We start from the raw sequence: 12,097 nt of genomic DNA, 5'->3' as shown, positions 1-12,097 counted from the left end.
CTTTTATTCAATATGAAATTACTATTTCTATTTTCCCTCCTTAAATTAAATATATGACCATTTTGTTCATTTGGTCACTTTTTATAATAATAAAAGGATTATCTTAGTTTGACAATCCTTTTAGTAAATAAAGTTCAAATAACTCTGCAATTTTTTCTTTTTCTAGCGGTTCATGATTTTTTTCCCAATCAAAAATAAGCGATACATATAGACGAAGCATAATAAATGCTGTAATTTCGGGATCACATTTGCTAATTTCACCTTTTTCAATCGCAATCTTTAAATACGATTGAATAACAGAAACGATTTCCACATCAACTTGTTGCATGACTTCTTGTACTTCTTTCGTTCCCATATCGCGCTCTTCTTGAATTAATTTAATCATGAGCTGATGTTCTTTTCTAAATTCCAAGATGCTATATAATGCTCTATGTACATTTTCAAAAAATGAAACATCTGAACGAATTGCACTTTCTGCAACTTGCTTCATTTCTGTAATTAAATTAGAAATAATTTCACCAAATAGCTCTTCTTTATTTTTGAAAAAAGTATAAATCGTTCCTTTTCCTACATTCGCTAACTTCGCTACTTGATCCATCGTTGTTGCTTTATAACCGAACGCTGAAAAAGACTTTGTTGCAGCTTCAATAATAGAACGTTTTCGATCTATCGCCACATCTTCACCTCCAAAAATGACCAATTGGATAATATAGTCAATCAGTACACCTTTGATATTACCACACGCTTACATTCTAGACAAGTTCTCTTTTTTATTATTTCCAGTATAAAAAAATTCCAGTCAAGTTATATAATACTGTCATAGTGTATCAGAAGGAAAGAGAAAAAGAAAAGGTGTTCTTAAGATATATGATTAAACCTTACTTCACAACAACAAAATTCCTCTTTTTCAAATAATCAAATAAAAAAACAAGAAAATCTTTACAATTAATAGTAATATAGAAAATAGACAAGTTTATCAAAATAGTGGAGGCTTTTTCAGTCATGATGCGTGCGCTTCGTTTAAATATAAAGCAAGCTTTTTGTAATCGTGTTTCTTTAATTATTATGTTTAGTGGACTAGCTCTTATTTTTATTTACCATTATTATTATGTAATTCGTTACATTGGGGATGGAACGGATGCGTTTGTAACAACAGCTTTTAAATGGATTGGATTTCGCGACAATGAAATGGATGTTTATTTATTATTAATGCCCGTTATTGCTAGTTTCCCCTTTAGTACAAGTTACAATTCGGATAAATCAGATGGTTTTAAACCGTTTGTAAGTAAAGGGATTTCTTTGTTCCCTTATTCAGTAACGAAATATATCGTTACATTCTTTTGTGGCGGACTTCTTTATACATTTCCATTCATCTTATCGTTATTATTTTGCAAATTAACCATTCCAGACGGAGAACCGACGGCTGGTTCAGGCATTATAAATGATAATGGGATGTTTGCAAACTTATATTACGAATCTCCCCTCACTTACATTACTGTATATATCGGAATTAATTTTTTATTTGCAGGTTTAATGGCCCTTTTAGGACTTGCAGCATCTGCGTGGTCACAAAAGGACTATATGGCGATTCTCTTCCCATTTGCAGTTGCCTCCATTCCATACGTCCTGCTAAATACGATATTCCCTACAATAGGCGGAGCGCCTTTTCATTTATATGACCCAAAACAACCGTTGCATGGCATGTCGCCGTATATTTTAACGATGCAATGCACTTTTTTCCTTCTCGTTAGTTTATTCATGTACATACAAGGAGTAAAGCGTGATAGAAAAAAATATAGAAGAAGGTTGCAAAGAAGAGAGCGGTGTAGAAAGGCGTTTCAAGTATAATAAAACCCTAATTTCCTTACTATATTGGAAATTAGGGTTTTATTTACTATTCATTTACGGTGTACCAGCCAATCCCCATAAAATAACAACCGCTACAAAATAAATTGCTTTAATCGCCACTACTAAACATAATGAAGCAATTGCATATTTACTTAATTCTCTTCTTGCACCTATTAAAGTGAAAATAACCGCCAAACTAAATGTTATATAAGAAGTTGCTGTATGTATTAAGTTATACGTAATGTCTAAATTACTTGTAAGTCCTGTTATATCAGCTACAAACTGAAGCATGACGATCGTACTAAAAAAAATTGCAAACTGATTCATTAATTTTCCATTTATTCGTGCTTGCATCGCTGCCCTCCTAACGACTGAATATTCAATTAATTTTATCATCAGATTACAAAAAAAGGAATCATCTCTTTATACTATTGATGCAGAAACAAAAAAGAACGCTCAGTCACCTAAGCGTTCCTTTCTTTAAGAAGCTTTCTTCAAATCAATTTGAGCAAGTACTGGGTCATGATCGCTTACACGTCCGTGCTCTTTCATTATGTTTGAGTTTAAGTGCACTGGATCTACAATTGTGTGCGGTGCGATGTTGTTTGTTACTAAAATATGATCTAACACTTGTGCATTTCCTTCGTGAATGTACGTGTAACGATTCTCTTTCGGCACTGTGTTTAACATATTCTTTAAGTTTGTTCCTTCTAGTGCTTTTAGTGGTTTAGCAAACTCAAAATCGTTCATATCTCCTAACACAACAACTGGTGCATTTGTGTTCTTTTTCTGAATTCCTTGTACAAATTGATTTACTTCTTGTGCTAACTGAATTCGTTTGTCTTCACTTTTTAATACGAGCGGTTGCACTTTTCCAAATGGCGTTGCATCCCCTATTTTTGAGTTTAAGTGATTTGCAACGACAACAACGTTTTGTCCTTGGAACGTAAATTCTGCCGCTAACGGTTTACGTGTACTTTCAAATAATGAACTTTCGTCTCCAATGCGAACCACATTTTTATCAAGTAACTTCGGTACCGTCGCTAATTTCACGCGTGATGGGTTGTAGAAGAAACCGACGCGAATATTCGCTCCTGGTGCTCCTCCGTCTAGATTATTGTTTGGAGCAATTTCTACATACTCATACTTCGGTCCACGAATTTCTAGAACTGCATCAATGATACGTTTTGCGCTCAATGACGCATCTGTTGTACCGTCATTAATTGATCCGTTATTATCTTGCATTTCCTCTACACCGATAATATCTGGCATTTTTAAATTGTATTTAATAGAATACGCTAACGCTTTTACTTTTTCATCTGTTGTTTCTTTTTTATTCGCCGAGAAGTTTTCAATGTTATATGTAGCAACTGTTAACTTATCAAGACGAGGCTGAATATTTGCCCCTACTTGCTTAAATCCACCATCCACTACAGCTGGCAATTCTGTTATTGGCGAAATACGGAAAGAACCGTAATCATATCCTACTACCCCTGTTATATCTCCAGTGAAAGTATCTCCTACTTTTGCTACATAATCGCGAGGCACTTTTACAGAAAGACGCTCTGGGTTTAATCGATTTTCATCTAATAGAGGTGTGCCATATTGTGTTACTATTTTATCTCCACCATTTTTTACTGTTACATATAAATTTCCGTTTTTCTGAGGTGCAATAATTTTTGGTGTTGGCATCGTAACACGCATACCTTCTATACTTTCATAGAAGTCGATTGCATCTTCATTTGGATCAAATAAACCAAATGCATCATTATCAATAATCTGATCCGGGATTTTCACACCGTTTTCCCCAAGTACAATCGGTGCTGGTAAAGATTGATCTTTTGCGATTACAACAACGCGACTCGCCTTAATTTCTGTCGTCGTTAAGTCTGTTTCAAATCGCTCTGCATATCCTGGTCCAACATATTCTTCTACTACTCCATCAACTTGAATAAGATCTCCTACTGCTACATTCGCATCTTTTTTGTATACGTACATACCTTCTGAAGTAGCTGGATCATTATCTAGCTGATTGTCTTCTATATAAAAGCCGTTTTTATCAAGCGCTGTGACAACGCCTTCCACATTGTATACTTTCTTCCCGTTGTAAGGAGACATATGTGATTTTCCTTGAATGTCATGAATACGAACCTGTTCATTATTTACGATAATAAACGAAAACGTCGAAATTGCTGAAGAAGTAAGCCCTTCTTTTTCTGCGATTGCTTTCACTACACTATTTTCATTCACTACAATTTGTCCATTATAACGAACACTTTTATTAGTAGGATTAGAGCCATCTAACGTATAGTAGATTGTTGCCCCTTCTGTATTCGTCGTTAATGTTACCGCTGTTCCTTTAGCAACTTCTCCACCGTTCGGTGAAGCTACTACATCGCTAACACGGTTTTGGCCTTCACCTTGAAACTTATAAGCTGTTACTGATTTTAAACCTGGGTTACTAAAATATAATTCAAGAGTCCCAGTCAAACTAACTTTCTTCCCGATATTTTCAGGATGATCTTTTACATTCACTGCCGTTCTCACATCACCTTTTGGCAACTGAACAGGCATGATTTTGTCTGGATTCGTTTCGTTTGGCGAATCTGCAATTGCTACGTTTGTATCATCAAACTTAGCTGGATCCTTCGTATATTTAGAAGAACTTTGCGTATATCCAACAATGTACCCTTCCACTATCCCCTTCGTTTTCCCTTGCTGCTTAAATACTTGAATTGCTTTTTCTACTGACATAGAAGCAGTTTCTTCTGCTTGCGCTAAAGTTCCAGTAAATGAAAGCAATAGCAAGAATGATAAAAAGACACTTAACAATTTCTTCACAGCCATTTTCCTCTCCATATTTCATATTTTCTCAGCATTTCTATCATAACAAATGATTCGTTATATAGAACTATTTTTCGACAAATTTTACAAAAGATTTATTTAATTTACAAGCTTTCAACCTATAATACAAAATAATAATTTTACACCTTCTACAAATGCACTCTATAATGTTAGAGAGAGAAAACAGAAAATATCGACATTTGATTGGCATGTAAAATGGATTCATTTGAATAGGAGTGATTGGATGGAAGTGCAAACAGAAACATACCGCGCAGCTATGAATGGAACATTAGAACGTCATTTTTCAGATATGATTGCTGTTATACCAACTAGAATTACAATTGAGCAGTTAAAACAGCGGCTAGAGACTATCGCTACTAAAGTTGATGAGTTAAAAATTGTTTATAGTGATGAGACAAGCCTTATTGTTGAGTTACATATGGATGAAGCAATCATACCGTATGAACTGCATATTGATGAGGCGAATGACCCAGAAGAATACAAAATGTACAATAGACAAGATTCTACAATCGTAGATCGTAATTTTGAAGATGCGGCTTTCGGCACTGAAATTTTCACTCGTACGCTATTTGTAGGCGATGTACTGGACTGCTTTTTCCAGCAGTTACAGTTTTTATGGAATCTCGCCCCAGATTTGTTATTTGTAATCGATTCAAGTGCATCAATGAAAGTGATATCTAGAAGCTATATTGAATATCACGTTGAAAATGAATTATTACCTGACATTCCTGACTTGTACGTTATTCATTCTGTTTATGAAGACGATAAAGATGATGAGCCTACGCAATATTGGTTTCATACACATGGTCTTTTAAGAGCAGGCGTAACTGAAATAGAGTTAATTATTCCAAATCGCATTTCTTCCTACTACGGCATTAGCGATCTCTTTCAAACATTTGCTAATAATGCGGTTGAAAATGGACAAGTCCCTATGAATGAGCCTATCGTTATCGCGCATAGTCAACAAGGTTCTATACATACAGTCGCTATTCCGTGGGAAAAAGGATTATCTTATATAGGGCATAAAACGAGTATGGACCAATTATCTTCAATCGAGGATGAAGAAGTGAAACTACAACCAATAGATGCACAAAATACTTTCTTAGGCGGAATGGATGCCCGAGATGAATACCATCAATCTCCATCCGTTCTCTTATTCAAATTTAATACTTCAGAAGAATATATTGAAAGTTTTTTCAAAGAACACGAGGAAGCTACAGGGCTCATGTTCTATAAAACAAATAGTGAAACCAATCGTATGGCTTACAATGCCAAAAATACTTTCGGGTATTTCAGCAACATTTTTCACATTGAACAATCAAATGAAGATTTTCGTTTCCTTGCTAAGTTTGGTGTCTCCTACGAAGAAGGAAAAAGTGAACATATGTGGTTTGAAATGCAAAACATTACGGAAGATTTCATTCAAGGAATACTCATTAATGAACCATATTTTATAGAAGATATGAGTGAAGGAAATAGTTATCATTTAGATTTTGATAACTTAACAGAGTGGGTTATTTATGCAGGAGATGCCGTTATAAAGCCAAATAACTTATATATGTTTATTGGCGAATAAATATTTTATATAACAAACGAAACGCCTTCAATATGATTGAAGGCGTTTCTTATAGTTTATTGTGCGATTAATTCAGCATCTATTACTTTCTCCAAATGGGATAATACACGCTTTGCAGCTTCCTCACCTTGATTAATACAATCTGGAAGTCCAGCACCAGCATAGGAGCTACCTGCCAAGTATATACCAGGCAACTCTTTCTGCATAAATGTTGTGAGCTTTTTCATTCGCTCATTATGGCCTACTGTATATTGAGGCATCGCTTCTTTCCAGCGGCTTACGATTGTAAATTCTGGATCCTCTGTAATATCCATCGTTTTTCTTAAATCTTCTAGTACGAGCTGAACGAGTTCTTCTTCAGTTTGTTCTACAACCGCTTCATCACCAGCACGTCCAACGTAACAGCGAAGGAGTGTTTTTCCTTCTGGCGTTGTATGTGGCCATTTTTTATGCGTCCACGTACATGCTGTAATCGTGTAATCGCTATTTCGTGATACGACAAATCCTGTACCATTAATATCGCGCCGGATTGCTGACTTTCGGAAAGCAAGTGCCACATTCGCAACGGATGTGGCCGGAATATTACGGAAGAAACGAAACTGCTTGTACTGAGCAAACATGGACGGCAATACTTTATGCGAAGTTGCCACTACGATGGCGTCCGCTTCTATTTCTTTTCCATTACTAAGAGTAATTGTATAACCATCACCCTGTTTTGCAACTTTTTCAATGCGAGTTCCCTTTATTATCGTACCTTCATGCATCTTTGCTTCGAGAGATTCTACGATAGATTCTAAACCTGTTTTCACTGTTTGGAAGATTCCTTTTTTCGGTTTAGCTTTCTCTTCTTTCGGAGCGAGCGTACGCATGCCGAGTGAAATACTGCGATGTTTCTGCTCAATCTGATACATTTGCGGGAATGTTGACATTAAGCTCATTTCATCAATATCCCCTGCATAAATACCCGATAGTAACGGTTCTATTAAGTTTTCAACCACTTCGTTTCCAAGACGATGTCTGAAAAATTGTCCGAGTGATTGGTCAGATACTGGCTTTGACCTCGGCATTAATAGATCAAAACCAGCTCTTAGTTTACCAATTGGGGAGAACAGCCGGGAAAATAGAAACGGCGTAATTTGCGTTGGAATTCCCATCATTGATCCATTCGGCATTTTATGTAACCGATTGTTTACGAGGATAAATGATTGACCGGCTTGATTATTTACAAGTTCATCGCCAAGACCTAATTCTTTCACTAATCTAGCTGCACTTTCTTTTCGTGCTAAGAAAGAATCCGGTCCGCGTTCAATTGTAAATCCATCTTTTCGAACGGTTTGAATTTTTCCGCCAAGTTTACCCGATGCTTCTATAAGTAATGTATCAATCGGCAAGTTTTTTTCATGAATATTTTTTTGTAAGTTATACATTGCTGTTAATCCCGTTATGCCTCCGCCGACGATCACAACTTTTTTCCTCAAGCAGGCTCCCCCTTTCTTCTTACAGTACAGATTCTTTTTTCTTTAATACAACATCTGTTAAACAATCAATAAATGCGTCCGATGCATTTGGCATTTCTGGACGATAATATTTCGCGCCAATTTCATCCGTTACAACTTTACACTCAAAGTCGTTGTCATATAAAACTTCTAAATGTTCAGCAACAAATCCAACTGGTGCATATACGAATGAAGTATAACCGTGCCTTTCATTTAGTTCTCTCGTTAAATCTTGTACATCTGGACCAATCCAAGGATCTGGTGTGTTTCCTGCACTTTGCCAGCCTACTGCATAGTTTGCTACTTCAGCTCCGCGCGCGATATAATCAGCTGTTTCATTTAATTGATCTGGATATGGATCGCCCATTGCAATAATTTTCTCTGGTAAGCTATGTGCAGATACGATTAATACTGCTTTTTCACGCTCTGCATCTGACATACCGTTATATATACCTTTCACTGCATCAACCCAGTACTGGATGAATTTCGGCTCTTTATACCAGCTATCGATGCCGTGAATTGTTAAGTTCCCAAGTTTCTCAGCTTCTTCTTGTGCTCGTCCAACGTATGATTTCACGCTAAACGTAGAATAGTGAGGTGCAAGAACAAGTGCGATTGCATCTTGTATTCCGTCGTTATGCATATCTTTCACCGCATCTTCAATAAACGGTTCAATATGTTTTAAACCAAGATACATATGGTACTCTACTTCATCTTGCACTTCATTTAAACGCTTCTCTAACTTCTTAGCTTGCTCTAATGTAATAGTAGCTAAAGGAGAAATACCACCAATTGCACGGTAACGCTCTGTTAAATCTTCCAGCATTTCAGGACTTGGCTTTCTTCCTCTGCGAATATGTGTATAGTAACGTTCAATATCTTCTTCTTTATATGGCGTTCCATATGCCATTACAAGCAAACCAATTTTCTTTTTCATACAGCAATTCTCCTTTACTTCGCTAACTGCCCTTTAGAGTATTCATGAATAAATGTAGTTAAACGTTTTAATGTATCTGGATTTACTTCTGGGAATACACCGTGTCCTAAGTTAAAGATATAACCAGGCTCTTTCATCCCTTGATCTAAAATACCTTTTACATGTTCTTCAATAACAGACCATGGCGCAAGTAAGAATGAAGGGTCCATATTTCCTTGTACCGCCTTATGAACGCCGCGTGCACGTGCTTCTTCAATTGGTAAACGCCAGTCTAAGCCGACTACATCAAGCGGTAAATCGTGCCACTCATTCACTAAGTGTGCAGCTCCTACGCCGTGCATAATCATCGGTACACCCATAGGGCGAACTTCTGCAAAAATACGCTCCATTGCTGGTTTAATAAATACGCGGTAATCTGCTACATTTACTGTTCCAACCCAAGAATCGAAAATTTGAACTGCTTTTGCTCCTGCGTTAATTTGCGCTTTTAAATATGTAATAACCATATCTGCTAGCTTATCCATTAAAGCGAACCAAGCTTTCGGCTCTGCATACATGAACGCTTTCGTATTATGGTAGTTACGAGATGGACCGCCTTCAATCATATAGCTCGCTAATGTAAATGGAGCCCCTGAAAAACCGATTAACGGTACGTCTAACATTTCTGTCGTTAATAAACGAATTGTATCTAATATGTACGGTACGTCATCTTCCGGATTAATTTCCCCTAGTTTTTCTACGTCTTGTAAAGAACGGATTGGGTTATCAATAACTGGCCCAATACCTGATTTAATTTCTACATCCACACCAATTGCAGGTAGTGGTGACATAATATCTTTATAAAGAATTGCTGCGTCTACGTTATATTGATCAACCGGCAATTTTGTAACGTAAGCACATAACTCTGGATTGTGTGTAATTTCAAATAAAGAATACTTTTCTTTAATCTTTCTATATTCCGGCTGTGAACGACCTGCTTGACGCATATACCATGCTGGTACATAATCGGTACGTTCCCCCCTACATGCTTTTAAAAATGTCTCATTTATAGTTCTTACCAAGACCCTTGCTCCCTTCCTTACCAATGCTTCGAATACGTTCGATATTTATCTTTTTTTACTATACAGCTTGTAAAAACAAAATGCATAATATTATGTACGTTGTTCATTAAATTGACACAAACATTCGTAAAAACGCTTACTATTTTCACAACATTCTTATTATAACACAGAGAAAAACTATGGTTTAGCTACTTTTGACTTTTCTCCTTCGCGATTCGTTTGTGTATTGTATGGTACAACGTAAAAGCTCGGTTTTGAAAATATGTTAACGAACTTTTCCTCATATTCTCCAGCACCATTTACAGTGCTAACATGCGTATGAATTCCGTTCTCCACTCTATAGATTCGGTACATAATTCTGTTATCTGGAAGTGGCGTCCAACTTAATTTTGCTTTAAATAAACCGAAAGGGCTAAATGATAGTTTCATTTTTACATCTTCAATTCTACGCAGCCGAATCGGAGCACCGATTGTTTCCACACCTTCAGGCTTCATAAACTTCTCTTTATGTTCTACATTAGCCTTCGTTAAAATTTTCTTAAACAATTTTGTCGCAGATGCACTTTCTCCTTGCAACTGATGTTCCTTATCCGTACGGTCATAACCAATCCAAACAGCGCCTACTAAGTTCGGTGTATAGCCGACGAACCACATATCTCTTGCTCCCTTATCGTCATTTGGCAATGAAGTTGTACCCGTTTTTCCAGCTAACGCACCGTTATATACACCTGCTCTCGCTGTCCCTTCCTTCACAACTCCTTCTAACATTTTCGTCATATACCATGCCGTCTGTTTCGAAAAAATTTTCGTCTCTACTTTCGGTGATTCCCCAATGACTGCACCGTGTCTATTTAATACTTTATCAATAACGTGCGGCTCAATAATATTGCCATTCGCTAAAAATGAACGATACATTTTTACAAGATCAAATGTTGAAACACCATTTTTCAATCCGCCAAGTGCTGTACTTAAACCAGCATCTGCAATATGAACATTTCCTTTTTCTAAATATTGTTTTCCTTCTTCTACCCCTAACTCATTTAATAGAGAAACTGCTGGTACGTTTGCCGACTCTAAAATCGCATCATACATCGTCATTTCTTTTGAATACTCATGATTATAATTTCGAGGTTCATACCCTTCAAAAGAATTTCTTTCATTCGTTAATAAAGAATACGGATTATACTTTTTCGTTTCTAGTGCTGGTGCATAAACGATAAGTGGTTTTAAAACAGATCCGGGCTGCCTTTTGGCAAAAACACGATTAAATCCTCTCGGGACGTACTTTCTTCCCCCAATCGCCGCTTTAATCCCTCCCGTACGATTATCCATTAATAAAAATGCACCTTGAGCCCCCTCTTCTTTCCCAGGAAAATTCCTTGCATCTTGAAACTGGTTATACGCTACCTTTTGAATTTTTTCATCCATAGGTACGACAAACGTATATCCTCCGCGAAGTACTTCTTGATGAGACAACCCGTATAAACGAGCGGCTTCATCTATGACCATATCAATATACGGCATATATGCAAGCTCATTTTCATCTAAGTTTTTATATAGAGCAATTATCTTCCCTTGATAACGAACGCTTTCTTCTGCAGTCAAATAGCCTTGTTTATGCATAAGTGACAACACGAGATCGCGGCGTTCCTTACTCTTCTCTGCAGAGTAGTACGGTGAATATCCGTTTGGTGACTTCGGAAGACCTGCAAGCATTGCCCCTTCCTCTACTGTTAAATCCTCAACATTTTTATTAAAATACAGCTTTGCTGCTGCTTGAATACCGTAAGCCCCATGACCAAAATAAATATGATTCATATACATTTCAAGAATTTGTTGCTTCGTATATTTTTGCTCTAATTGAAGAGAAATTGCGACTTCCTTCAATTTGCGCGTAAATGTTTTTTCACGAGTTAAAAAGACATTTTTAGCGAGTTGCTGCGTAATGGTACTACCGCCCTCTAGCTTTTCTCCAGCTAACGTATCTTTATAAAGAGCACGGAATATAGACGGATAATCAATTCCTTGATGCTCATAAAAACGAGAATCTTCCACCGCAACAAACGCCTGCTGCACATACTTCGGAATTTGCTCGATCGGTACGAGCTCCCTATTTTCTACGTATAATTTCGTAATTTCTTTCCCTTTCTGGTCAACGATACGTGATGAAGAGTGGAAAACGAGCTGCTTTTCATCCATCATATAGCCACCAGCTAACACGATAAGTTTATAGAGTACAATCGCTACTATAAACGTTGCGACGCCACCTAATAAAGTCCACTTTACTTTCTTCATACATCGGCCTTCTTTCCAA

General features: G+C 36.8%; 9 protein-coding genes. 2 read left to right on the top strand and 7 right to left on the bottom strand.

Annotated elements, in window-relative coordinates:
- Positions 1–103: 103 nt before the first annotated feature.
- The gene (locus CN409_RS11130) at positions 104–676 is read right to left on the bottom strand and encodes a TetR/AcrR family transcriptional regulator (RefSeq protein WP_000963381.1); all 573 of its coding nucleotides are present in this window, start codon (positions 674–676) and stop codon (positions 104–106) included.
- A gap of 326 nt (positions 677–1,002) precedes the next feature.
- Between CN409_RS11130 and CN409_RS11125 the strand changes: the two genes are divergently transcribed.
- Complete coding sequence (locus CN409_RS11125) at positions 1,003–1,848, top strand: hypothetical protein (RefSeq protein ID WP_000984163.1); 846 nt, start codon at positions 1,003–1,005, stop codon at positions 1,846–1,848.
- Positions 1,849–1,902: 54 nt separating this feature from the next.
- Here CN409_RS11125 and CN409_RS11120 read toward each other — a convergent pair whose 3' ends face one another.
- Positions 1,903–2,202 carry a hypothetical protein gene (locus tag CN409_RS11120; protein WP_001148894.1) on the bottom strand — a complete coding sequence of 100 codons (300 nt, stop codon included), beginning with the start codon at positions 2,200–2,202 and terminating at the stop codon, positions 1,903–1,905.
- Between the two features lie 126 nt (positions 2,203–2,328).
- On the bottom strand, positions 2,329–4,695 hold the full coding sequence (locus CN409_RS11115; protein ID WP_017762889.1) for a DUF6359 domain-containing protein: 2,367 nt from the start codon (positions 4,693–4,695) through the stop codon (positions 2,329–2,331).
- 241 nt (positions 4,696–4,936) lie between these two features.
- Here CN409_RS11115 and CN409_RS11110 point away from each other — a divergent pair, with 241 nt between their 5' ends.
- The gene (locus CN409_RS11110; protein ID WP_017762888.1) at positions 4,937–6,289 is read left to right on the top strand and encodes a DUF4026 domain-containing protein; all 1,353 of its coding nucleotides are present in this window, start codon (positions 4,937–4,939) and stop codon (positions 6,287–6,289) included.
- Positions 6,290–6,345: 56 nt separating this feature from the next.
- On the opposite strand, the gene hemY is transcribed toward CN409_RS11110, so the two are convergent.
- The 4 genes from hemY to CN409_RS11090 form a co-directional block, all read right to left on the bottom strand.
- Positions 6,346–7,767 (bottom strand): protoporphyrinogen oxidase, encoded by a 1,422-nt coding sequence (gene hemY, locus CN409_RS11105; protein ID WP_097980909.1) that lies wholly within the window; start codon positions 7,765–7,767, stop codon positions 6,346–6,348.
- A 19-nt stretch (positions 7,768–7,786) separates the two neighbouring features.
- On the bottom strand, positions 7,787–8,722 hold the full coding sequence (hemH, locus tag CN409_RS11100) for a ferrochelatase (RefSeq protein ID WP_000726782.1): 936 nt from the start codon (positions 8,720–8,722) through the stop codon (positions 7,787–7,789).
- Positions 8,723–8,736: 14 nt separating this feature from the next.
- Entirely contained in the window at positions 8,737–9,783 is a 1,047-nt protein-coding gene (hemE, locus tag CN409_RS11095; RefSeq protein ID WP_000252608.1) for a uroporphyrinogen decarboxylase, read from the bottom strand.
- A gap of 177 nt (positions 9,784–9,960) precedes the next feature.
- On the bottom strand, positions 9,961–12,078 hold the full coding sequence (locus CN409_RS11090) for a transglycosylase domain-containing protein (protein WP_000756277.1): 2,118 nt from the start codon (positions 12,076–12,078) through the stop codon (positions 9,961–9,963).
- Positions 12,079–12,097: the final 19 nt, after the last annotated feature.

The organism is Bacillus sp. AFS012607 (assembly GCF_002558005.1).
Lineage (GTDB): Bacteria > Bacillota > Bacilli > Bacillales > Bacillaceae_G > Bacillus_A > Bacillus_A thuringiensis_S.
This window is presented reverse-complemented; position numbering and strand designations above follow the sequence as displayed.